The sequence below is a fragment of the Conyzicola lurida genome, from assembly GCF_014204935.1.
Taxonomy (GTDB): domain Bacteria; phylum Actinomycetota; class Actinomycetes; order Actinomycetales; family Microbacteriaceae; genus Conyzicola; species Conyzicola lurida.
Map to the genome: position 1 here is coordinate 2,650,664 of NZ_JACHMJ010000001.1, position 23,516 is coordinate 2,674,179.

The 23,516-nt window shown below is 69.4% G+C and carries 21 protein-coding genes; 7 read left to right on the top strand and 14 right to left on the bottom strand.

Going from position 1 to position 23,516, the window contains the following annotated elements:
* Window positions 1-19 precede the first annotated feature (19 nt).
* Window positions 20-1,618: a carboxyl transferase domain-containing protein gene (locus HD599_RS12935; protein WP_184238212.1), complete on the top strand. Its 1,599-nt coding sequence runs from the start codon at window positions 20-22 to the stop codon at window positions 1,616-1,618.
* Window positions 1,615-1,830: an acyl-CoA carboxylase epsilon subunit gene (locus HD599_RS12940; protein ID WP_184238214.1), complete on the top strand. Its 216-nt coding sequence runs from the start codon at window positions 1,615-1,617 to the stop codon at window positions 1,828-1,830. The genes HD599_RS12935 and HD599_RS12940 overlap by 4 nt, the downstream gene beginning before the upstream one ends.
* Window positions 1,831-2,355: 525 nt before the next feature.
* Here HD599_RS12940 and HD599_RS12945 read toward each other — a convergent pair.
* The 4 genes from HD599_RS12945 to HD599_RS12960 form a co-directional block, all read right to left on the bottom strand.
* Window positions 2,356-3,396 carry a hypothetical protein gene (locus HD599_RS12945; protein ID WP_184238216.1) on the bottom strand — a complete coding sequence of 347 codons (1,041 nt, stop codon included), beginning with the start codon at window positions 3,394-3,396 and terminating at the stop codon, window positions 2,356-2,358.
* The gene (locus HD599_RS12950; protein WP_184238218.1) at window positions 3,393-4,676 is read right to left on the bottom strand and encodes a sensor histidine kinase; all 1,284 of its coding nucleotides are present in this window, start codon (window positions 4,674-4,676) and stop codon (window positions 3,393-3,395) included. The genes HD599_RS12945 and HD599_RS12950 overlap by 4 nt, the downstream gene beginning before the upstream one ends.
* Window positions 4,666-5,370 carry a response regulator transcription factor gene (locus tag HD599_RS12955; RefSeq protein WP_184238220.1) on the bottom strand — a complete coding sequence of 235 codons (705 nt, stop codon included), beginning with the start codon at window positions 5,368-5,370 and terminating at the stop codon, window positions 4,666-4,668. The genes HD599_RS12950 and HD599_RS12955 overlap by 11 nt, the downstream gene beginning before the upstream one ends.
* Window positions 5,371-5,475: 105 nt before the next feature.
* Window positions 5,476-6,714 (bottom strand): class I SAM-dependent RNA methyltransferase, encoded by a 1,239-nt coding sequence (locus tag HD599_RS12960; RefSeq protein WP_184238222.1) that lies wholly within the window; start codon window positions 6,712-6,714, stop codon window positions 5,476-5,478.
* A gap of 15 nt (window positions 6,715-6,729) precedes the next feature.
* Here HD599_RS12960 and HD599_RS12965 point away from each other — a divergent pair, with 15 nt between their 5' ends.
* Window positions 6,730-7,386, top strand: a complete 657-nt coding sequence (locus HD599_RS12965) for a Maf family protein (RefSeq protein ID WP_343062060.1) — start codon at window positions 6,730-6,732, stop codon at window positions 7,384-7,386.
* A gap of 80 nt (window positions 7,387-7,466) precedes the next feature.
* Window positions 7,467-9,215 carry an acetyl/propionyl/methylcrotonyl-CoA carboxylase subunit alpha gene (locus HD599_RS12970; protein ID WP_184238224.1) on the top strand — a complete coding sequence of 583 codons (1,749 nt, stop codon included), beginning with the start codon at window positions 7,467-7,469 and terminating at the stop codon, window positions 9,213-9,215.
* A gap of 146 nt (window positions 9,216-9,361) precedes the next feature.
* Here HD599_RS12970 and HD599_RS12975 read toward each other — a convergent pair whose 3' ends face one another.
* Together HD599_RS12975 and HD599_RS12980 are read right to left on the bottom strand one after the other, a co-directional pair.
* Window positions 9,362-10,327: a hypothetical protein gene (locus HD599_RS12975; RefSeq protein WP_184238226.1), complete on the bottom strand. Its 966-nt coding sequence runs from the start codon at window positions 10,325-10,327 to the stop codon at window positions 9,362-9,364.
* Between the two features lie 272 nt (window positions 10,328-10,599).
* Window positions 10,600-12,036, bottom strand: coding sequence for an NAD(P)H-quinone dehydrogenase (locus tag HD599_RS12980; protein ID WP_184238228.1), 1,437 nt, complete (start codon window positions 12,034-12,036; stop codon window positions 10,600-10,602).
* Between the two features lie 105 nt (window positions 12,037-12,141).
* Between HD599_RS12980 and HD599_RS12985 the strand changes: the two genes are divergently transcribed.
* The 3 genes from HD599_RS12985 to HD599_RS12995 are packed head-to-tail and all read left to right on the top strand — an operon-like array spanning window position 12,142 to window position 15,835.
* Window positions 12,142-12,966 carry a purine-nucleoside phosphorylase gene (locus HD599_RS12985; RefSeq protein ID WP_184238230.1) on the top strand — a complete coding sequence of 275 codons (825 nt, stop codon included), beginning with the start codon at window positions 12,142-12,144 and terminating at the stop codon, window positions 12,964-12,966.
* Window positions 12,963-14,669, top strand: coding sequence for a phosphohexomutase domain-containing protein (locus tag HD599_RS12990; protein WP_184238232.1), 1,707 nt, complete (start codon window positions 12,963-12,965; stop codon window positions 14,667-14,669). The genes HD599_RS12985 and HD599_RS12990 overlap by 4 nt, the downstream gene beginning before the upstream one ends.
* 5 nt (window positions 14,670-14,674) lie before the next feature.
* The gene (locus HD599_RS12995; RefSeq protein WP_184238234.1) at window positions 14,675-15,835 is read left to right on the top strand and encodes a hypothetical protein; all 1,161 of its coding nucleotides are present in this window, start codon (window positions 14,675-14,677) and stop codon (window positions 15,833-15,835) included.
* Here HD599_RS12995 and HD599_RS18065 read toward each other — a convergent pair.
* The 8 genes from HD599_RS18065 to HD599_RS13035 form a co-directional block, all read right to left on the bottom strand.
* On the bottom strand, window positions 15,801-16,073 hold the full coding sequence (locus HD599_RS18065) for a PTS sugar transporter subunit IIB (protein ID WP_184238236.1): 273 nt from the start codon (window positions 16,071-16,073) through the stop codon (window positions 15,801-15,803). The two genes, HD599_RS12995 and HD599_RS18065, sit on opposite strands and share 35 nt — an antisense overlap.
* A complete protein-coding gene (locus tag HD599_RS18070) occupies window positions 16,070-16,516 on the bottom strand; it encodes a PTS sugar transporter subunit IIA (protein ID WP_184238239.1) in 447 nt (148 codons plus the stop codon). Before HD599_RS18070 ends, HD599_RS18065 begins: the two co-directional genes overlap by 4 nt.
* A 2-nt stretch (window positions 16,517-16,518) precedes the next feature.
* Entirely contained in the window at window positions 16,519-17,631 is a 1,113-nt protein-coding gene (locus HD599_RS13010) for an adenosine deaminase (protein WP_184238240.1), read from the bottom strand.
* Window positions 17,632-17,696: 65 nt separating this feature from the next.
* Entirely contained in the window at window positions 17,697-18,992 is a 1,296-nt protein-coding gene (locus HD599_RS13015; protein ID WP_184238241.1) for a thymidine phosphorylase, read from the bottom strand.
* A gap of 2 nt (window positions 18,993-18,994) precedes the next feature.
* A complete protein-coding gene (locus HD599_RS13020; protein WP_184238243.1) occupies window positions 18,995-19,399 on the bottom strand; it encodes a cytidine deaminase in 405 nt (134 codons plus the stop codon).
* 10 nt (window positions 19,400-19,409) lie between these two features.
* Window positions 19,410-20,684, bottom strand: a complete 1,275-nt coding sequence (locus tag HD599_RS13025) for an ABC transporter permease (RefSeq protein ID WP_343062061.1) — start codon at window positions 20,682-20,684, stop codon at window positions 19,410-19,412.
* Window positions 20,681-21,949 carry an ABC transporter permease gene (locus tag HD599_RS13030; RefSeq protein ID WP_184238245.1) on the bottom strand — a complete coding sequence of 423 codons (1,269 nt, stop codon included), beginning with the start codon at window positions 21,947-21,949 and terminating at the stop codon, window positions 20,681-20,683. The genes HD599_RS13025 and HD599_RS13030 overlap by 4 nt, the downstream gene beginning before the upstream one ends.
* Complete coding sequence (locus tag HD599_RS13035; RefSeq protein WP_184238247.1) at window positions 21,946-23,445, bottom strand: ABC transporter ATP-binding protein; 1,500 nt, start codon at window positions 23,443-23,445, stop codon at window positions 21,946-21,948. The genes HD599_RS13030 and HD599_RS13035 overlap by 4 nt, the downstream gene beginning before the upstream one ends.
* Window positions 23,446-23,516 lie beyond the last annotated feature (71 nt).

Genomic DNA, 23,516 nt, shown 5'->3' on the forward strand with positions numbered 1-23,516 from the left:
GACCAGTAGAGTGAAACCCGTGACTCACGACGACAGCAAGCCCGACCTCTATACGACCGCGGGCAAGCTCGCCGACCTCAAGGTCCGGTACCACGAGGCGGTGACGGCGAGCGGCGAGGCCGCCATCGAGAAGCAGCATTCGCGCGGCAAGAAGACCGCCCGCGAGCGCATCGAAGAACTGCTCGACCACGGCTCGTTCGTCGAGCTCGACGAGTTCGTGCGCCACCGCACCCACGCGTTCGGCATGGAGAAGAAGCGCCCCTACGGCGACGCCGTCGTCACCGGGCTCGGCACCATCCACGGCCGCCAGGTCGCCGTCTACAGCCAGGACTTCACCATCTTCGGCGGTTCGCTCGGCGAGGTCGCCGGCGAGAAGATCATCAAGGTCATGGACCACGCCATCAAGACGGGCGTTCCGATCATCGGCATGCTCGACTCCGGCGGCGCCCGCATCCAGGAGGGCGTCGTCGCCCTCGGCAAGTACGGCGAGATCTTCCGTCGCAACACGCAGGCCTCCGGCGTCATCCCGCAGATCTCGATCATCATGGGACCGGCGGCCGGCGGCGCCGTCTACTCCCCCGCCCTCACCGACTTCGTCATCATGGTCGACAAGACCAGCCAGATGTTCGTCACCGGCCCCGACGTGATCAAGACAGTGACCGGCGAGGATGTCGGCATGGAAGAGCTCGGCGGCGCCCTGACGCACAACAAGGTCTCCGGAGTGGCGCACTACCTCGCGAGCGACGAGAGCGACGCCCTCGACTACGCGCGGTCGCTGATCAGCTTCCTCCCCGACAACAACCTCGCCGAGCTGCCCGTCTACGAGAACTCGGTCGAGCTCGAGATCACCGACGAGGACCGTCGCCTCAACACGCTCATCCCCGACAGCCCGAACCAGCCGTACGACGTGAAGACCGTCATCGAGCACATCGTCGACAACGGCGACTTCCTCGAGACGCAGCCGCTGTTCGCGCCGAACATCGTCGTCGGCTTCGGCCGCGTCGAGGGCCGCTCGGTCGGCATCGTCGCCAACCAGCCGAGCGCCATGGCCGGCACCCTGAACATCGAGGCCGGCGAGAAGGCCGCGCGCTTCGTCCGCTTCTGCGACGCGTTCTCGATCCCGATCATCACCCTCGTCGACGTGCCCGGCTACCTGCCCGGCACCGACCAGGAGTGGACCGGCGTCATCCGCCGCGGCGCGAAACTGCTGTACGCCTACGCCGAGGCCACCGTGCCGCTCGTCACCGTCATCACCCGCAAGGCTTACGGCGGCGCGTACATCGTGATGGGCTCGAAGCAGCTCGGCGCCGATCTCAACTACGCCTGGCCCACGGCCGAGATCGCGGTCATGGGCGGCCAGGGCGCCGTCAACATCCTCTACCGCAACGAGATCAAGGCGGCCGAGGCCGCGGGCGAGGACGTCGCCGCAGTGCGCACCAAGCTCGCCAACGAGTACACCTACAACGTGGCGAGCCCGTTCCTCGCGGCCGAGCGCGGCGAGCTCGACGGAATCATCGAACCGGCCGCCACCCGCGTGGTCGTGATCAAGGCGCTGCGCGCCCTCAAGACCAAGCGCGCGACCCTGCCGCCCAAGAAGCACGGGAACATCCCGCTGTGAGCGAGCCGTCCTCCTTCTCGATCGTGGCGGGAGACCCCACCCCTGCCGAGGTCGCGGCGGTCACCGCCGTGGTCACCGCGGCCCTCGAGGAATTCGCCGAGGCCCAGGAGCGCGACACCGCTCCCGTCACCTCGGCCTGGCAGCGGTCGCAGCGCCCCGTGCGCACCCCGATCGAGCGCGGCCGGGGTACATGGCGCGGCTTCTCGGGCTAGTTCCCGTCCGCCACTACTGAGAAACTACCGAGGTCCGGACCCCGCCCGATCGGTCACGTCGAAGCGTCTCGGCGGATTCCGCAAGATCGTGAGCGCTTATCAGCCGAAAACGCCCGCGATGACCGCTGAATAGCCCCGAAAATACCTAGTTGTACCCCGCTTTTCGTTGCGGATTACCGAGGGGTTCAGTAAATTACTGGCGGGGTGACAACAGGCGGAAAAAAATGTACCCCCGCTGTCCCCCTAAATGACGACTGTGCAACATATTGCGAACCGGCATTATTACTAGTGCTAGGTGTCTCTCATCGAGTTACACCACCATTTATTAGCCGACTAGGGTAAGCGGGCTAATTCATGGAGGCGAGTCAGGGCACTATTCGGGTTAGTGTCCTGACTCGGAGTTTGACGCAGGGTCGGAGATTTATCTCCGGCCCTGTTGTCGTTAACGCGCGAACACGCGATCGCGCGTGCGCTGGCGCTGAGGCGCGTGTGGCCCCGGCGCGTGTCTCGCCCTAAGGCTTGGCTCTAGGGCTTCGGGATCTCGAGCCAGAGGTCGACTTCGTCGTCCTCGTCGTCCTCGTCGTCCGACTCCTGCGGTCCGAGCGGGCCGTCCTCGCCGTCGCCGGTGCTGCGCAGCCCCACGACGGTCACCGCGGTCTCCGAACTCGACGCCGCGGTGCGCACGATGATCTTGTCGGCCTCGCTGCCGCGCAGGGCCCGGGCAAGCTCGTTCAACACCCGCTCGCGGGCGAGGCCCGTGACGGAGTCCATGCCTCCCTCGTCGAGCAGGGTGACGATCGCGCCACGCCGTCGGGCCATCATCACCTGCTCGCGTACCGCGTCGTTGAGCAGGTTGCGTCCACGGATCTCGTCGCGGATGGCGCCCTCGAGGTACAGGCACTCCTGGCGCTCCTCCTCGGTGAGCTCGCCGCCGCTGCGCTCGATGCGCCGCAGCATCGGCAGGGCCATCGAACTGGTCTGCCCGAGACGGAACTGGCGTTCGAAAACGTGCGCCTCCTGCGCGGCCTGCCAGTCGGCGGCCTCACGCTCGGCGTAGGCGAAACGTCTGGCGTCCTTTGTGGCCTTGGCGATGGACCGGCTGAGCACGTGCGAGATGACCACCCAGGAGACGCTGCCGACGACGCCGAGGGTGATGAGGGACGCGGGCCCCGACCAGACCACCGTCTGGATGACGAGGAAGCCGACGCCGACCCAGGCGAAGAAGTGCCGACGCCGGGTCGAGGTGATCGCCATGAGCGTGCCCACCGCGGCGACGTACCAGGTGGCGTAGCCGTTGCCGCCCGCGCGTTCGGGGTCGAGCTCGCGGGTGACGAGAAGCGGGATCACGACGACGACGCCGACGTTGAACGCGGCCATCCAGGCCGGCATCCTCGCGGGCCCTTTGCGCACGAGGCTCAGGGCCGTGGCGAGCAGGTAGATTCCCATCGCGGCCAGTACCGGCGCGTCATCCCGGGGTATATCGAGCGTGATCGACCCGAGCACCACGTGGTACAGCGAGAAGGCGAGGGCGATGCCGACGATGACGAAGCGGGGAATGGCGATCACGCTGCTCCCCCGTTCGCGAACGGACCGCGCGGGCGGTCGCTCAGCACGGACCGCGCCGTCGTTTCGGCCTTCGGCCAGCGGATGGAGATCACGGTGCCCTCGTTGACTGCCGAGTCGATCTCGACCGAGCCGCCCGCGTTGGTCACGCGCTCGACGATCGAGACGCGGAGGCCCATCCGCTCCGACGGCAGGTCGACGAACGAGAAGCCGACGCCGGTGTCGCCGACCTCGACCTCGATGCCGTCGGGGTCGACCCCGCGGATGGTGAGCCAGCGGGTCACCCGCGGGTCCTGGCCGGCGTGCTGGAGGCTGTTGACCATCGCCTGCACCGCGGCCGAGTAGACCGCCTCGGCGGACTGCAGCGGCATCGACTGGGAGGAGACCTCGCGCGTGCGCACCTCGAAGGGGGCGCTCATGCTCGCGGCCGCCTCGGACACGCGTCGCAGCACGGAGGAGAGCTTGACCGTCCCGCCGTCGTCGGGGTTCACGAGGGCGGCGTCGCGCAGGTGGCCAATGGCGTTCGCGGCCATGGTCGAGGCGATGCGCTTGGCCTCGGGCGTGTAGGCACGCGCCGCGGAGAGGAAGGTGGTGAGGACGCTGTCGTGCACGATGGCGTCGACCTGGACGCGCTCGATCTCGGTCGCGTGCGCGTGCACGGCGAGCGAGTAGCGGTCGAGCGCGGCGGACTGTGCGACATCCACCGCCGCAGCAGCCTGCCGCAGCAGGGCGATGATCAGCACGACCGCTCCGCCGATGAGGATCGCGTAGACCGTCTCGAGCGTCGCGTCGAGCGGACGCACGCCGCCGCCGGCCGGGGTGAGCCGGATCAGGCCGTAGATCGTCGGAACGGTGACGAGGTAGATCGTGGCGACCGGGAGCGAGAACCCGACCGTCGCCGTCGCCGTGGCGAGCGTGAGCAGGAACGACGTCCAGTAGATGCTGCCGTCGCTGCTGCCGGGATCGGTGACGGCGAGCGGCCAGGTCGCCAGCACCACGAGGAAGAGCACACTCGACACGAGGTTGCTCACCACGACCCAGCGCTGGGCGAGCGCCGAGATCAGGATCACCACGTAGCTCGCGTACAGGGCGGGCACCACGATGGCGCCCCACACGGGGTTCGAGTCGCCGATCTGGCTGAACAGCACCGGCAGCGTCTGCAGGCCGAAGACGAGGGCGAAGGCCGCGACGAGTCGCGAGATCAACCCGTCGATCTGCAGACGGCTGATCGGGCTGCGTTTGCCGGCCGGGACGGTGCGGACGGGCGGACCGCTAGTGGCCATCGCCGCCATCCGAGTCGAGACCGGGAAGGATGCCGTCTTCCACGGCCCGGCGAAGCAGGTCGACCTTGGTCGGCGCGGGACGGCCGACCTCGACGTACTTGACTCGGATTCGATCGAGGTATTCGCGCGCCGTCGAGTAGCTGATGCCCAACTGCTGCGCGGCGAGTTTGAGCGGGAGGCCGGAGGCGTAGAGGTGCAGGATCTCGCGCTCGCGTCTGCCGAGTTCGGCGCGGGCGAAGTCGCCGTCGGCGTCGATGGCCGTGGCCCACTCGAGGTTGTTGAGCACCTCGCCGCGCGCGACGCTGGCGGCGGCGGCGATGACGGTGCGGGTGGCGGAGGACTTGGGGATGACGCCGGCGGCTCCCGCGGCGAGCGCCTCGCGCACGAGCGCGACGCGGTCGGCGATCGAGTGCACCAGCACGGCCGAGCCGAGGGCCTGCACCTGCTTGACGTTCTCCGTGACGCTGGAACCGTCGCCGAGCGACAGGTCGAGCACAACGACATCGCACTCGCGGCCGTCGAGGCCGGACACCAGTTCGCGCACCGACGCCGCAGCGATCAGGAACTCGAAGCCCTCGCCGAGAAAGGCGGCCTTGAGCCCGAGACGAACCGACTCGTGGTCGTCGACGACGGCGACGCGCACCGGCGCGACAACCCCCGTTTCACCCGAAGAGTAAGGCCCTGACTGCACCATCAAAATCCTGTCTGCACCGAAAAAGCAACCGCCTGGACGCGAATTGCCAAGGTAATAGTCTCACGATGAGACAGGCTCCCGTGCGAGAGACGCGCGCACCAGTATTCAGCGTCTTGTCAGTGTGGCCACAGCTTCGACGTGGTGCGTGTGCGGGAACAGGTCGAACGCGCGCAGAGCCGTGAGATCGTAGCCGCGGTCGGCGAACAGGCCGATATCGCGGGCCAGCGCCACCGGGTCGCAGGCGACGTAGACGATCTGTGCGGGCTGCAGGCCGCCGATGCTCTGCACGACCTGCTTGCCGGCTCCCGAGCGGGGCGGGTCGAGCACGATCGTCGAGGCCCGCAGGCGGGCACGGTCGTGGGAGTTGGCGGATGACGCGAGCTGGGCGATCCACTTCTCCACGCGTCCGGTCGCCGCTTCGGCGCCGATCCATTCCGAGAGGTTGTGCGAGGCGAAACCGGTCGCGGCCTTGTCGCTCTCGACGCTGGTGATGCGCGTCGACGAGCCGAACCGGTCGGCGACGGCCGCGGCGAGCAGTCCGACGCCGCCGTAGAGGTCGAGGTTGTGGGCGCGCGGGTCGAAGAGCTCGCCGTCGATCGCCTCCTGCACCGCGCTGGTGAGGGTCTGGGCGGCGTGCGTGTGCACCTGCCAGAAACCGGTGTCGGCGAGGCGGAACTCGCGCTCGCCCACGTACTCGGTGATCGTGGTCGGCTTCTGCTGGCCGACGATGAGTCGGGCGCCTCCCGTTCCGGCCTGCACGATGTCGACGTGCTCCTCGCCGACGAAGCGGGCGGCGAGCGGGGCCGCCTCCTGGATCGCGGCGGTCGCGAGCGGCAGCTCGGTGACCGGGATCACCCGGTGCGAGCGCGCGGCGTACGGGCCGGGGCGGCCGGACGCGTCGACGTGCAGGCGTACCCGGGTGCGCCATCCGGTGCCGTCGGGGTCGCCCGGCAGTTCCTCGACGGTCACGCCGGTTGCGACATCCGATTCGAGTTTGGCAAATCTTTTCAGCGAGTCGACGACGACCTGGCGCTTGAGTTCGCGCTGGTGGGCGGGGACGATGTGCCCGAACTCGGCACCGCCCGCGCGGTCTTCCGGCTTGCGTGCCACGCTCGCGGACGACCAGACGTGCATCTGGCGGTGTTCGCTCGGCTCGATGACCGAGAGCGTGTCGGCGCGCCAGAACGAGCTCTTGGAGTCTTCGGTGACGCGGGCGAGCACGCGCTCCCCGGGGATGGCGTCGCCGACGAAAATGACGCGCCCCTCGTGCCGCGCGACGGAGATACCGCCGTGCGCGATGTTGGTAACGTCGAGCTCTAGTTGTTGTCCCTGCGATTCAGCCATCCCCCGAGTTTAGGAGTGACCGTGCGTCTCTACCTCGCGTCGACCTCTCCCGCCCGGCTCGCGACGCTGCGCGCGGTGGGTGTCGAGCCGATCCTGCTCCCCTCTTTCGTGGACGAGGATGCCGCAGTGGCCGCCGCCCCGCCGACCACGCCCGAGGAGACGGTGCTGTTGCTCGCACGGCTCAAGGCCGAGGCCGTGGTGGGCCGCATGCTCGAGTCGCCCGATTCGGAGATGAGCGCCCCGATCGACGGGTTCATCCTCGGCGGCGACTCGATGTTCGAGCTCGACGGGGTGGTCTACGGCAAGCCGCACCTGCCCGAGATCGCGATCAAACGCTGGAAGCTGCAGCGCGGCCGGGAGGGGCAGCTGCACTCGGGCCACTGGCTCATCGACCACCGCGGCGGACAGGTCGGCGGCGCGACCGGCGCCGTGTCGACGTCGACCGTTCGGTTCGCGTCCGACATCAGCGACGCCGAGATCGACGCGTACGTCGCCACCGGCGAGCCGCTGCAGGTGGCCGGCGCGTTCACGATCGACAGCCTCGGGGCACCGTTCATCGCCGAGGTGCGGGGCGATCCGCACTCCGTCGTCGGGCTGTCGGTGGCGCTCGTGCGGCAGCTGCTGCTGGAGTTCGACGTGCCGTGGCACAGCCTGTGGAACCGCCAGTTGTAGGCACTCTCCGTGACGACACGGTCATTCTTGTGGAGACCAACCAAATTGAAGGGGCCTCGCTCCCCCTAAGCTGGTGAACTATGGCTCGTATCTCCAAGGTTCTGATCGCTAACCGCGGAGAGATCGCTGTACGCGTGATCCGTGCCGCCAAAGACTCCGGCATCGCCTCGGTCGCCGTGTACGCCGACCAGGACAGGGACGCCCGGCACGTCAAGCTGGCCGACGAGGCCTACGCGCTCGACGGCACGACCTCGGCGGACACGTACCTGGTCATCGACAAGATCCTCTCGGTCGCCCGTCGCTCGGGCGCCGACGCGATCCATCCCGGCTACGGCTTCCTCGCCGAGAACGCCGACTTCGCCCGCGCGGTCATCGCCGCCGGCATCATCTGGATCGGCCCGTCCCCCGACGCGATCGAGAAGCTCGGCGACAAGGTATCCGCGCGCCACATCGCCGAGAAGGTCGGAGCGCCCCTGGCGCCCGGCACGCTCAACCCCGTCTCCGGCGCGCAGGAGGTGCTCGACTTCGTCGACGTGCACGGACTGCCGGTCGCCATCAAGGCGGCGTTCGGCGGCGGCGGCCGCGGCCTCAAGGTCGCCCGCACCCGCGAAGAAGTGCCCGAACTGTTCGAGTCGGCGACCCGCGAGGCGATCGCCGCCTTCGGCCGCGGCGAGTGCTTCGTCGAGAAATACCTCGACGAGCCGCGCCACGTCGAGACCCAGTGCCTCGCCGACGCCCACGGCAACGTCGTCGTGATCTCCACCCGCGACTGCTCGCTGCAGCGTCGCCACCAGAAGCTCGTCGAAGAGGCGCCGGCCCCGTTCCTCACGGTGGCGCAGAACGCCGAGCTGTACGCCTCGTCGAAGGCGATCCTCAAGGAGGTCGGCTACCTCGGTGCCGGCACCTGCGAGTTCCTCGTCGCCAAGGACGGCACGATCTCGTTCCTCGAGGTGAACACCCGCTTGCAGGTCGAACACCCCGTCTCCGAAGAGGTCACGGGCATCGACCTGGTGCGCGAGCAGTTCCGCATCGCCGAGGGCGGCGTGCTCGACTACGAGGACCCGATCCCGCAGGGCCACTCGTTCGAGTTCCGAATCAACGGCGAAGACCCCGGACTGAACTTCATGCCAGCACCGGGCCCGGTCAACGTGCTGCGCTTCCCCGGCGGTCCCGGCGTGCGCGTCGACTCCGGCGTCACCACGGGCGACGTCATCAGCGGCGCGTTCGACTCGCTGCTCGCCAAGCTCATCGTCACCGGCGCGACCCGCGAGGACGCCCTCGAGCGCTCGCGCCGTGCCCTCGACGAGTTCGAGGTCGCCGGTCTTCCGACCGTGCTGCCGTTCCACCGCAAGATCGTGCGCGACCCCGCCTTCACGTCCTCGCCGTTCTCGATCTACACCCGCTGGATCGAGACCGACTTCGACAACGACATCGAGCCGTGGAGCGGATCGCTGCAGGACACCGCAGCGGCCTCCACCCGCCACAACGTGGTCGTCGAGGTCGACGGCAAGCGCATCGAGGTATCGCTGCCCACCAAGCTCCTCCCCTCCACCGGCTCCGTCTCGGCCGCCGTCGCCCCCAAGCGCCGCGGCGCCGGATCGGTCTCCACCGTCACGGGCGACAGCGTCAAGGCGCCGATGCAGGCCACCATCGTCAAGCTCGCGGTCGCGGATGGCGACGTGGTCGTCAAGGGCGACCTCATCCTCGTGCTCGAGGCGATGAAGATGGAACAGCCCATCGTCGCGCACAAGGACGGCACCGTCTCGTCCCTGAACGCCGCGGTCGGCACCACGGTCTCCTCGGGCCACGTGCTGCTGGCCATCGGCTAGCGCGCCCGGCTGCGCTACCCCGCCGCCTCGCGCGGTGTTGTTCGACGACGCTGAGCGTCGTCGTGCCCGCTGAGGTTTGACGCGGGCGCGCTGCGCTTTGTCGCGCTCGCTGGTGTTCGTACCTCAGCGCTCGTGACAAACCTCAGCTAGCGGAGGCCGGCCGCCGCGAGGTGGTCGCGCAGGTGCGGGAGGGACTGCGCGACATCCCAGCCCCACCGTGTGACCGACGTGTCGAGTGCACGGAGCCTGTCCTCCCGACGTTTTTCCTCCATAACGACCTGCGCGGCAGATTTTCCGGCGGTGTACTCGTCGCGAAGGTACTTGCCCTGGCCGTCGAACTCGCCGATCAGCCGAAGGTGTGGCCACCAGAAGTCCACATAGCCGATGAGACCCAGCGCGTCGCGGAACGGTGTCTGCAACAGGGGCATCGGCAGCCCGAGAACGTGGAAACCAACCCTGCTGATCGATTCGCCCGCCGATCCGGATGCCCCGTTCGCGAACGCGCAGACACCGCGCGCGAGTGCAGCGCCCGGGACCGCGCCGAGCGCCGTCAGCTCGTCGGTGATCGCATCGAGGCCGATGGGCTGACGCGACCGGTATCGGCCGACCGCCCGTTGACCGTGGAGCGCGCTGTCGGCGAGCGCCACCGCCGGGCCGAAGTCGGCGTGGCGTGCGACATCCGCGACAGTCCGGGCGAGCGTGGTCACGCGCAGCCCGTCGACGATCTGCACGTCGGGCCTCTCGCCGACATACGAACGGGCTACCGTCGAGTTTGACCGCCCTCCGCGCGCCCGCACCGAACTGGTCGTGACGCGGTCCGGCCAGCCGCCGACCATCGGAAGCTGCCACACGGCCGCCGCGGCGAAGCTCGAGAAGATCGGAGGGGTGCGCGCCAGAAGGTGGATGGCGCGGATCTTTGCCAGGTACGCGTCGTCGGACGCGGCATCCGGGTCGGCGGTCACTGCGGCGCTGTAACGGAAGGCGCCGCGGGTGACCGGAACCAGGATGCCTGTGCGGACCTCCCGAAGCAGCTCGGATATCCGTCCGCGCGCTCGGACATCTCGCGAAAGCACGAATTCGTCGCGCCACTCGGGCGCCAGAGACTTTGTCATGCGTCGAGGGTGGATGCAGAAGCGGCCGTCAGACGCGTCATCCGCAATTCTGTGGACTTCGGCCCGCAACGCTAATTCTGTGGACAACGCTGAGCGCCGTCGCGCGCGCGCAGGTTTGCACAGCGCCTCACGCGGCGCCGGAGAGTCGGCGCGGAGGTTTGTCACCTACGCGCAGGTTCGTGCCACCGCGTGCGCGACAAAACCCCGCGCGCGCGACGACGCTGAGCGCCGCACTCCCGCGAACGACGACGGGCGCGAAAACGCAGCGGGCGCTAGTTGACGATGTGCATCGCCCTCGCGGCGTCGGTGATGCTGCCGGTGAGAGATGGGTAGACCGAGAAGGCAGAGGCGAGCTGGTCTACGGTGAGGCGGTGCTCGACGGCGAGCGAGAGGGAGGCGATGAGCTCCGAGGCGTGCGGCGCCACGATCACGCCGCCGATCACCGTGCCGGAACCGGTACGGGCGAACAGCTTCACGAAGCCGTCCTTGATGCCCATCATCTTCGCGCGCGGGTTCGAGGCCAGGGGCAGCTTGTAGATCTCGCCCTGGGCGATGCCGTCCTCGATCTGCTTCTGCGTCCAGCCGACGGTCGCGATCTCGGGCTGCGTGAAGATGTTCGACGCCACGTTGCGCAGCTCGGTCGGGTTCACCGCGTCGCCCATCGAGTGGAAGACCGCCGTGCGGCCCTGCATCGAGGCGACGGATGCCAGGGGCAGCGAGTTGCTGCAGTCCCCGGCCGCGTAGATGGAGGGCACCGAGGTGCGCGCCACCCGGTTCACCCGGATGTGGCCGCTCTCGGTGAGCTGCACCCCCGCCTCGGACAGGCCGAGGCCCGCCGTGTTCGGGATAGAGCCGACCGCCATCAGGCAGTGGCTGCCCTCGACGACGCGGCCGTCGGACAGGGTGGCGACGACGCCGGTCGCGGTCGCGACCACGGAGTCGGCGCGGCTCTTCGAGAGCACGGTCATGCCGTTGCGGGTGAAGACGTCCTCGATCACACGGGCGGCGTCGGCGTCCTCGCCGGGCAGCACCTGGTCGCGCGACGAGATGAGCGTGACCTTCGAGCCGAGCGCACGGTACGCGGAGGCGAACTCGGCCCCGGTCACGCCCGAGCCGACGACGATCAGGTGCTCGGGGATCTCGTCGAGCGAGTAGACCTGCGTCCAGGTGAAGATGCGCTTGCCGTCGGGCATCGCCGACTCGAGGAGGCGGGGCGACGCGCCCACCGAGACGACGAGGGTGTCGGCCTCGATCTCGTCGAAGTCGGTGCGGGTCTTGCCGCGGCCGTTCGAGACGACGACGCGGTTGGGGCCGTCGAGGCGGCCCTCGCCCTGGATCACGGTGACGCCGGCCTTGATCAGCTGGCTCTTCATGTCCTCGGACTGCTGACGCGCGAGCCGCAGCAGCCGTGCGTTGACGGCGGCGAGGTTCACCGCGATCTCGGGACGCACGGGGCGCCCGCTCTCGCCGCGGGTGAAGAACTGCACGCCCAGGTCGGCCGCTTCGCCGATGGCGTTGGTTGCCTCGGCCGTGGCGATGAGGGTCTTCGACGGCACGACGTCGGTCAGCACGGCCGATCCGCCGACACCGGTGCGCTCGACGAGCGTCACCTCCGCGCCGAGCTGCGCTCCCGCGAGGGCGGCTTCGTATCCGCCGGGCCCTCCGCCGAGTACTGCGATGCGCTGCTTGCGTTCGAATTCATAGGCCATGCCTGCAATTCTCCACTGCCGCCACCGCCCGTCCAAACCAATAGCCGCCACCGATAAGAACCATGAGACAGACGGATGCCGCGGCAGCCCCAATAGAGTGGTGCCATGTCGAACCACCCTCTGGATGATCCCGCCACCGACCCCTTCGCCGTCGCCGCCACGGCCGCCGCCGAGATCGCGCTCAAGACGGGGGTCGAGAAGCACGACATCGCCCTCACGCTCGGTTCCGGGTGGGGCAAGGCCGCCGACCTGATCGGCGAAACGACCGCCACGATCCCCGCCGAGGAGATCACCGGCTTCTCGAAGCCCGCGCTCGTCGGCCACTCCGGCACGCTGCGCTCGATCCTGCTGCCGAGCGGCAAGCGCGCGCTCGTCATCGGCGCCCGCACCCATTACTACGAGAACCACGGCGTGCGCCGCGTCGTGCACTCTGTGCGCACCGCCGCCGCCGCCGGCGCGACCACCATGATCCTCACGAACGGCGCTGGGGGTATCCGCGAGACCTGGACGCCCGGCACCCCCGTGCTGATCAGCGACCACATCAACCTCACCGCCGACTCCCCGCTCGAGGGGGCCACGTTCGTCGACCTCACCGACCTGTACAGCAAGCGGCTGCGCGACCTCGCCCGCCAGATCGAGCCGACGCTCGACGAGGGCGTCTACACGCAGTTCCGCGGCCCGCACTACGAGACCCCGGCCGAGGTGCAGATGGCGAAGGCGATCGGCGGCCACATCGTGGGCATGTCCACCGCCCTCGAGGCGATCGCCGCCCGGCAGGCCGGGATGGAGATACTCGGGATGTCGCTCATCACGAACCTCGCGGCCGGCATCTCGCCCACCCCGCTCAGCCACGCCGAGGTCATCGAGGCCGGCGCCGACGCCGAACCCGTGATCAGCGCGCTGCTCGCGCGGATCGTAGCGGCGCTGTGACCGACCTTCGACAGGCTCAGGGTCCGACGCTGATCGAAGCGGCGCAGGCCTGGCACGACCAGGACCCCGACAAGTCGACCCGCGCCGAGCTCGCGACGCTCATCCTCGCCGCCGAGACCGGCGACTCCGCGGGCACCACCGAGCTAGGCCGCCGCTTCGAGGCGCGGCTCGAGTTCGGCACTGCCGGCCTGCGCGGCGAGCTCGGCGCCGGCCCGAACCGGATGAACCGCGTGCTGGTCGCCCAGGCCGCCGCCGGATTCGCCGCCTACCTGCTCGAGAAGAACGCGGCATCCCCGATCCCGGACGAGCGCCCGAGCATCGTCGTCGGCTACGACGGCCGGCACAACTCCGACGTCTTCGCCCGCGATACCGCGGAGCTCATGGCCGGAGCTGGGGTGCGCGCCATCCTGCTCCCCCGCATGCTGCCGACCCCCGTGCTCGCGTTCGCCGTGCGTCACTTCGGCGTCAGCGCCGGCGTGATGGTCACCGCGAGCCACAACCCGGCCCGCGACAACGGGTACAAGGTCTACCTCGGCGGCGACGACCAGGGCAGCCAGATCGTGGCCCCCGCCGACGCCGAGATCGCGGCGCACATCGAGCGCGTCGCGGCCGAGGCCCGCGTGCAGGATCTGCCCCGCTCCGACGACTTCGAGACCGCGGACGAGGACGTCGTGGACGCGTACGTGTCCCGCACCGCGGCCTTGGCCGCGCCATCCGGAACCGACGTCACCGTCGTCTACACGGCGATGCACGGTGTCGGCTGGGAGGTGGCGAGCCGGGTGTTCGCCGCCGCCGGGTTCGCCGAGCCCGTCGTCGTCGCCGACCAGATCGTGCCGGATGCCGCGTTCCCGACGGTCGACTTCCCGAACCCCGAGGAGCCGGGCGCCCTCGACCTGTCCTACGCCACCGCGACCCTCGTGGGCGCGGACCTCGTGATCGCGAACGACCCGGATGCCGACCGGCTGGCGGTCGCCGTGCCGGACGCCGACGGCAGCTGGCGACGACTGAGCGGCAACGCGGTCGGCGCTCTGCTCGGCTGGCGCGCGGCCGAGCGGATCGTGGCGGCCGACGGCGACGGCACCCTCGCGGCGTCGATCGTCTCCTCCCCCGCGCTGCAGCGGGTCGCCGAGCTCTACCGGCTCGACTACGCGGACACGCTCACCGGTTTCAAGTGGGTCTCGCGCGTCGGCGGGCTCGTCTACGGCTACGAGGAAGCCCTCGGCTACCTCGTCGACCCGGACAAGGTGCGCGACAAAGACGGCATCTCCGCCGCGGTCGACTTCCTCTCCCTCGTCTCCGAGCTCGCCGCCCGTGGCGAGACCGTCGCCGACCGCGAGCTCGCCTTCGCCGAGAAGTTCGGCGCCTACGAGTCGTCGCAGATCTCGCTGCGGGTCACCGACCTCTCCGACATCGGTGCGCTGATGGCCCGCCTGCGCGACGCTCCCCCGTCGCACCTCGCCGGCATCCGCGTCGACCACATCGACGACTTCGCCGACGGGTTCGGCCCGTTCCCCCCGGGCGACATCCTGCGGTTCTGGCTCGATGACGACGCCCGCGTGATCGTGCGTCCGAGCGGCACCGAGCCGAAGCTCAAGGTGTACATCGACGCGTCGTCGACCGACGGCACGGGGGCCGAACGCCAGGCGGCCGCCGCCGCGACGGTCGCGGCACTCGACGCCGCACTGCGCGACCTGCTCGCCTGAGAGCCATGACCGATTCGGCCAGACTGCTCGTGAAAGACCGCGCCGCGCGACTCGGCGGCGGCGGGTTCCTGCTCGCGGTGGTCTGGCTGGTCGTGTCGGTCGCGGTCGATGCGCCCGTCGTGCGGGTCGTCGCGCAGGTGCTCGGCGGCGTCGGCGCCCCGGTGCTGACGGTGGCGGCGATGCTGCTGCTCGTCGTGCCGGCCGACGGATGGCGCCGGGGCAGGCGCGAGCTGATCCTCTGCACGGCCGCTTTCGCGTTCGCCGCCGACCTGCTGTTCGTGCTCTCCTTCGGCGTCGGCATGGACGAGGCCGACGCGGGCCGCGATCTCGGGCTCTTCGGCAATACGACCTGGCTGTACGGCGCGGCCACGGTCGTCGCACTCGCCGCCCTCGTGGCCCTGCTGGTGTGGACCCCGCTCGGCGGTCTGGCCGTGCGTCGCTGGATCACCGTGGCCGCGGCATCCGCCATCGGTCTCGCGGCGGCGCCGCTGATCGCCCTCTCGATGCTCTCCCCGGTCACCGTCGCCGTCGCCGCCCTCGCCGTGACGGTCGTCGCCCTCGCGCGTCCCCGCCGCGTGGCAGCAGCGGCGGCGGAGATACCCGTGGACTGGCCCCCGGTGTTGCGCCGGGTGCGCACGCTCGCGCTCGCGTCGCTGGCCTACACGCTCGCGGTCTGGGCCGGTTCGATCGGGGCGAGCGTCGCGGCCACCGGGACGGAGCGTGCGACATCCGCCCTCGGCTCTGCCATGGCCGTCGGTCAACTCGCCGTCGTGCCGCTGCTGCTGGCCGCCGTGCTCGTCGCCGTCACGCGCACGCCCGCGCACCCGACGGTGCTGTGGGCGGGGTTCGCCGTCGGTGCCGCGGGTGTCGCCGCGGGCAGCGCGCTGTTGTCCGGGGACGCATTCCTGGCGGGTGTCGCCCTGGTCAGCCTCGCGGTCGGCGTCGTCGCCGCTGCCGTGGTCTGGGCCTCGACGGACCGGCGTGCGACGGCGCTGCGGGTGTGCCTCGCGGCTCTCGCCCTCGTCGGGGTCGCGCTGCTCTACGCGGTGTTCGCGGCCATGACGGGCGGCATCTCGCTCGCGCTCGTCAGCGGTGGCGTCGCCCTCGGCGGCGCGAAGCTGGTCACCCGGCTCAGGAGCCCAGGGACGCTTCCAGCTTCTGCGTGAGCTCGTTGGTGTCGAACAAGTTCTCGATGACGATGATGTCGGCGAACGTCTTGCCGATCGCCTCGACGAACTCGGCCGACGTCAGGATCACCTGGGCGTCGCGCGCCATTTCGAGCGAGTCGAGGTGCACCGCGGTCACCTCCGCCTCGATGTCGAGCTTTTTCAGCACGCGTTCGGCGTTGACCTTGAGGATTCCCGAGCTGCCGATGCCGGCCCCGCAGATTGCGACGATTTTCACTCTGTACCACCCATGATTTCCTGGACTTCGGCGGCCGAGGTCGCCGCGGTGAGCGCCTCGATGGCGTTCGAGTCGTTGAACACGTTCGCGAGCTGGGCGATCGCCGCGAGGTGGGTGTCGGCCGACTTGATCGCGATGGCGAGCACGACGCTCACCGGATCGTTGTGCGGATGCCCGAAGTTGACCGGCTCGGCCAGCGTCACGATGGCGAGTCCGTCGGCGAGCACCGCCGGGCCCGGGCGTGCGTGGGCGAGGGCGAGTCCGGGGGCGATCACGACGTAGGGGCCGTGCTCCTCGATCATCCGCACCATCTCGTCGGCGTACTCGGGCTTCGCCGCCCCCGCGCGCGTCAGCACGAGACCGGCGAGCCGCACGGCCGAGCGCCAGTCCGGCGGCGTCGCGCCGATCTCGATCGCCTCGGCGGTCAGCGCCGGGAGGACCATCGTCAGGCCCGCTCGAAAGCGACGAGGATCTGCTCGATCAGGTCGTCACGGTCGTCGAGGGGTAGGAAGGATGCCGCGGCCGCGTTGAGTTGGAACTGGGCGAGGTCGTCGAGGCCGTAGCCGAACTCCTCGGCGAGCAGGAAGAGCTCGCGGCTGAGGCTCGTGGCGCTCATCAGGCGGTTGTCGACGTTCACCGTGACCCGGAAGCCCAGCTGGTAGAGCAGGTCGAACGGGTGGTCGGAGAGCTCGGTTCCCCAGGCGTTGGTCTGCAGGTTCGACGACGGCGCGAGTTCGAGCGCGATCTGGCGGTCCTTGATCCACTCGGCGACGGGCCCGAGGGTGACGTACATGCCCTCGTCGTCTTCGCTCTGCGTGTTGATGTCTTCGGCGACGCGCACGCCGTGGCCGATGCGAAGGGCGCGGCCGTCGAAGAGCGCGCTCTTGATGCTGTCGAGGCTGTCGGCCTCGCCGGCGTGCACCGTGACCGGCACGAAGTTGCGGGCGAGCAGGTCGAATGCGTCGGCGAGCCGGCTGGCCGGGAATCCGTCTTCGGCGCCGGCGATGTCGAATCCCGCGACGCCCTTGCCGTGGTGCCGCACCGCGAGCTCGGCGATCTCGACGCCGCGGTCGGCGTGACGCATGGCGCTGAGAAGCTGGGCGACCCGGATGACGCGGCCCTCGGCTGCGGCGTCCGCGACTCCCGCCTCGAGACCCTCCTGCACGGCCTCGACGACTTCGTCGAGGGTGAGGCCCGCGCTGAGGTGCTGCTCGGGAGCCCAGCGCACCTCGCCGTAGATGACGCCGTCGGCGGCGAGGTCGAGCACGAACTCGCGGGCCACGCGGTAGAGGCCGGAGCGCGTCTGCATCACGGCGATGGTGACGTCGAAGGTCTTGAGGTAGTCGACGAGCGTGCCGCTCTCGGCCTGCGTGGTGAACCAGGTGGCGAGTTCCGCGGCGTCGGTGGTCGGCAGTTCGAGGCCGATCTCTTCGGCCAGATCGATGATCGTCTGGGGGCGCAGACCGCCGTCGAGGTGATCGTGGAGGGAGATCTTGGGCAGCGCCGAGATAGAAGCGCCACCACCCGGGAGGATGTACTCGTCAGCGGCGTTGTTCATGGGTACAAATCTACCCGCTCTTGTCTGAGCAGAGGGCCGTTCGCACAGACGTGCAGCGCCCCTCGCTAGCCGATACGGTCGGCGATGAGCGGGCCGCCGGACTCGACCGGTTCGCCCGGGTCGCCGATGCGGTAGGCGCCGTCGAGCGCCTCGAGGGCGCGCTCGAATCGCTCCGGCTCGTCGGCGCTGAGCGTGAAGAGCGGCTGGCCGGCCGTAACCGTGTCACCCGGTTTCGCGTGCAGGTCGACGCCCGCGGAGTGCTGCACGGGGTCCTGTTTACGGGCGCGTCCGGCACCGAGCCGCCAGGCCGCGATACCGAAGGGCAGCGCCTCCTGAGCCACGAGCACGCCGGAGCGGGCGGCGGTGACCACGTGCGACTCGCGCGCCACGGGCAGCGCCGCCGTGGGGTCGCCGCCCTGAGCGCGGATCATCGCGTTCCAGGTGTCCATGGCGCGGCCGTCGGCGAGGGCCGCCTCGACGTCGGCGTCGGGCTGGCCGGCGAGGGCGAGCATCTCGCGGGCGAGTGCCACGGTGAGCGCGACGACGTCGGCGGGTCCGCCGCCCGCGAGCACCTCGACCGACTCGCGCACCTCGTTGGCGTTGCCGATAGCGAGGCCGAGCGGCACGTTCATGTTGGTGAGCAGCGCGGTCGTCGCGACGCCGGCGTCGGTGCCGAGGCGCACCATCGTTTCGGCGAGTTCACGGGACTGCTCGATGTCCTTGAGGAACGCACCGGAGCCGAACTTCACGTCGAGCACGAGGGCGCTGGTTCCCTCGGCGATCTTCTTGCTCATGATCGACGACGCGATCAGCGGGATCGACTCCACGGTCCCCGTGATGTCGCGCAGCGCGTACAGCTTGCCGTCGGCCGGGGCCAGGCCGGAACCCGCGGCACAGACGACCGCTCCGACCTCGGCGAGCTGACGGTGGAACTCGTCGTTCGACAGTGCGGCGCGCCATCCCGGAATCGACTCGAGCTTGTCGAGCGTGCCGCCGGTGTGGCCGAGGCCGCGGCCCGAGAGCTGGGGCACGGCGACGCCGAACGACGCCACGAGCGGGGCGAGCGGCAGGGTGATCTTGTCGCCCACTCCCCCGGTGGAGTGCTTGTCGGTGGTCCGCTTTCCGAGCCCGTCGAACGACAGGGTCTCGCCGCTCGCGATCATGGCGAGGGTGAGGTCGCGGATCTCGTCGCGGTGCATGCCGTTGAGGAAGATCGCCATGGTCATGGCGGCCATCTGCTCGTCGGCGACGTAGCCGCGCGTGTAGGCGCCGACAAGCCAGTCGATCTGCGCCGTGGTCAGCACACCTCTGTCACGCTTGGTGTGGATGAGGTCGACGACGTCGAAGGGTTCGACCGCCATGATCAGCTCGCCGCGTACTCGGCGAGCTGGCGCGGGCCGAACGCGTCGGGCAGCACCTCGTCCATGGTCTTGATGCCCGACACGGTCTCGAGCAGCATGCCCTCGGCCGAGAACTCGTTGAGCAGCTGGCGGCAGCGGCCGCACGGCATCAGGATGTTGCCGTGGCCGTCGACGCAGGTGAAGGCGACGAGCTCGCCGCCGCCCGACATGTGCAGCGCCGAGACGAGGGCGCACTCGGCGCAGAGGCCGACGCCGTACGACGCGTTCTCCACGTTGCAGCCCGAGATGATGCGGCCGTCGGAGACGAGCGCCGCGGCACCCACCGGGAAGTTCGAGTACGGCGAGTACGACTTCTGCATCGCGTCGTTGGCGGCGGCGCGCAGGGCGTCCCAGTCGATCTCTGGCATGGGTGGGTCCTTACTGCTTGACGTACGGCTTGCCGGCGGCGGCGGGGCCGACGACACGTCCGACGAGGCCGGCGACGGCGACGAGGGTCACGAGGTAGGGCACCATGGCGATGAGGTCCGGCGGGATGTCGGCGCCGGTCTGACCGGCGAAGATACGGAAGTTCTTCGAGAAGCCGAAGAGCAGGGCTGCGAGGGCCGCGAGCCACGGGTTCCAACGGCCGAGGATCACGCAGGCGAGGGCGATGAAGCCCTGGCCGGCCGACATCTCGCGCACGAACGCTCCGACCGAGCCGAGCGTGAGCGCGGCGCCGCCGAGACCGGCGATGGTGCCGGCGATGGAGACGGTCCAGAAGCGGGTGCGGTTGACGTTGATACCGACCGTGTCGGCGGCGAGCGGGTGCTCGCCCACGGCGCGGATGCGCAGACCGATCTTCGTCTTGAACAGGATGAACCAGACGAGCGGCACGAGCACGAACATGATGTACGTCGTGATGCGCTGGTCGAAGAGCACGGCGCCGATGACCGGGATGTCGGAGAGCACGGGGATCGGGAGGAACGGCAGGGTTCCCGGGAAGTTCGTCTCGGTCGAGTTGTCGTTGAGCACCGCGGCGTAGAAGAAGTTCGTGATGCCGATGACGAGCGCGTTGAGCACGACACCCACGATGATCTGGTCGACGAGGTACTTGATCGAGAACGCGGCGAGCACCATCGAGACGAGGGCGCCGCCGACGAGGGCGGCGATCAGGCCGAGGGTGAGGCTGTCGGTGATGCTCGCGACCACCGCGGAGACGAAGGCGCCGGCGAGCAGCTGGCCCTCGATCGCGATGTTCACGACGCCGACGCGTTCGCCGATCACACCGGCGAGGGAACCGAAGATCACGGGGGTCGCGAGGGCGATCGAACCGCTGATCAGGAAGACCACGGGGATCTTGGAGCCGGCACCGGTGAAGGTGACGAGGCTGACCAGGAAGAGGATCGTGAACGCGATGATCAGCCACATCGGCACCGTACGGCGGCCGACGGTGTACCAGAACGAGACCGCCGCGAGGGCGAGCAGCAGGATGCCGACGACGATGCAGAGCACCTTCGAGGTGACGGGGACGTTGGGCAGCACGATCGCGTCGCTGGTCTCCGAGAAGACGATGAGCGCTTCGCGGGCGTCGCCGAGCAGTCCGAAGAGTACGAACGCGACGACCGAGAGCACGCCGAGCACGATCGAGACCTTCCACTTGCGCGGGATCTCGGTGACGGTGTGCACGACGGGGGTGGAGATGACGGCGGTCACTTCACGCCACCCTTCTTTGCCGAGCGGCGTTTGGCGCGGTCTCCGGCGGTTCGGGCCGAGGGGGACGGCAGTCGGAAGATGGCCCGCACGAGCGGCGGCGCGGCGATGAGGAGGACGATGATGCCCTGCACGACGCCGAGAAGCTCCGGCGGTACGTCGGCGATCTGCATCGACGGCCCGCCCGCCTTCATGGCGCCGAAGAGCAGGCCGGCGAGGAACACGCCGCCGGCGCTCGAGCCCCCGAGGAGGGCAACGGTGATGGCGTCGAATCCGATGCCCGCGTCGACCGTCGGGGTGAAGCCCGAGGTGCGGCCCAAGGCCTGGGTGACGCCGGCGATGCCGACGAAGCCCGCGGAGATCGCCATGGCGACCACGTAGATGCGGTTGACGTTGATGCCGGCGGTGAGGGCGGCGTTCGGGTTGAGTCCGACGGCGCGGAACCGGTAGCCGAGCGTCGAACGCTCCATCAGCCACCAGAAGAACACGGTGGCGGCGATCACGAGCACGAAGCCCCAGTTGAGCGCGAAGCTGTCGCCGAAGAGCAGCGGCAGCTGGGCCGAGACGTCGGGAGCCGGCGTCTTGGGCGTGCCGCCCGCGGTCGGGTCCTGCATCACGGGGGTGCGCATCAGGTAGGTGAGGAGGTAGAACGCGATGTAGTTGAGCATGATCGTGACGATCACCTCGTTGGCGCCGGTGCGGGCCTTGAGGAATCCGACGAGCGCGCCGTAGGCCGCCGCTCCGCCGATGCCGGCGATGACCGCGACGAGCAGGTGCAGCGGGAACGGCAGGTGCAGCTGGAAGCTGACGAACCCGGCGAATCCGGCACCGAAGAGCAGCTGGCCCTGGCCGCCGATGTTGAACATGCCGACGCGGAAGCTGAGGCCGATGCCGAGGCCGGCCACGATGAGCGGGGTGGCCAGTCGCAGGGTCTCGGTGAGCGGCCGCACGACCTGCGCGAAGGAGTTGCCCTCGAGGTTGAGGATCGAGCCGCGGAACAGCGCGCCGTAGCCCTCGGAGACCGCGGAGACCGCGGCCGAGATGGCGTCGGAGGGGCGGGAGAAGATGTAGCCCACCGACTCGAGGAAGTCCTCGTTGGTGAGCACGATCAGCACCGCGCCCACGACGAAGGCGAGGACGATGGCGAGGAAGGTGCGCAGCGGGCTGCCGGAGACGATGTCGCGCAGAGCGACGGTCCAGCGCGACGGCGCCTGGTCGTCGGGGTCGAGTGCCGGCTTCACCAGGGTGTCGGGCGTCGGGTCGGTCATGCGTGAATACCTGCCATCATCTCGCCGAGCTGGGCCCGGCTCGCGTCGGCATCCACGATGCCGACGATCTTGCCGCGGTACATGACCGCGATTCGGTCAGCGAGGCCGAGCACCTCGTCGAGTTCGGTCGAGACGATCAACACGGGGATTCCCGCGTCGCGCGTCGCGACGATGCGCTCGTGCACGAACTCGATCGATCCCACGTCGAGCCCGCGGGTGGGCTGCGACGCGATGAGCAGACGTAGTTCGCGCGACAGTTCGCGGGCGAGCACGACCTTCTGCTGGTTTCCGCCGGAGAGCCGGCCGGCGAGCGTGTCGCTGCCCTGCGTGCGGATATCGAATTCCTTGATCGACTTCTGCGCGAACTCCTCGAGGTAGTCGAACCGGATGTTCATGCCCTTGGCGAAGGGTTCCCCCACGCTGCGGTCGAGCATGAGGTTCTCGGCGACCGAGAACTCGGCGACGAGGCCGTCCTTCTTGCGGTCTTCGGGCACGAAGCCGATGCCCGCGTCGAGGCTGTCACGCACCGAGGCGCCGACGAGCTCTTTGCCGTCGAGGGTCACGGAGCCCTTGACCCCGGAACGCAGCCCGAGGATCGCCTCGGTGAGCTCTGTCTGGCCGTTGCCCTGCACACCGGCGATCGCGAGGATCTCGCCCTCGCGGATGGTGAAGGTGACGTCGTCGAGCAGGCGCTGGCCGGTCGAGTCGAGCACGGTGAGTCCGGCGACGACGAACGACTCGGCGCCGAGCGTCGGCGGGTTCTTGTCGACGGTGAGGTCGACGTCGCGGCCCACCATGAGAGAGGCCAGCTCGGTGGTGGACGAGGATGGCGAGGCCGTCGCGACGACCTTTCCCAGCCGCATGACGGTGATGCGGTCGGCGACTTCCTTGACCTCGCGGAGCTTGTGGGTGATGAAGACGATCGAGGTGCCGGCGGTGGCGAGCTGCTTCATGATGATCATGAGCTCGTCGGTCTCCTGCGGCGTGAGCACCGCGGTCGGCTCGTCGAGCACGAGCACCTTGGCGTCGCGGGCGAGGGCCTTGATGATCTCGACGCGCTGCTGGGCGCCGACCGGGAGGTCGCCGACGACGTCGTCGGGGTCGATGTCGAAGCCGAAGCGCTGGGAGATCTCGGCGACCAGTTGGCGCGCGGCGGGGAGGTCGAGCACGACTCCGCCCTTGGTGGGCTCGTGGCCGAGCATCACGTTCTCGGCGACCGTGAACACGGGGATCAGCATGAAGTGCTGGTGCACCATGCCGATGCCGGCGGCGAGCGCGTCGCCGGGACCGTGGAAGCGGACCGGCTCGTCGTCGAGCAGGATCTCGCCCTCGTCGGCCCGGTACAGGCCGTAGAGCACGTTCATCAGGGTGGACTTGCCAGCGCCGTTCTCACCGAGAAGACAGTGGATCTCGCCGGGTTCGACGGTCAGGTCGATGTGGTCGTTGGCCACGAGGGCGCCGAAGCGCTTGGTAATGCCGCGAAGTTCGAGTTTCATCGTGTCAAGATTCTGCCAGTAAATCGGCCGAGAGAGAGTATCGGAGAAGAGAACGCAGAACGCCGGGGCGG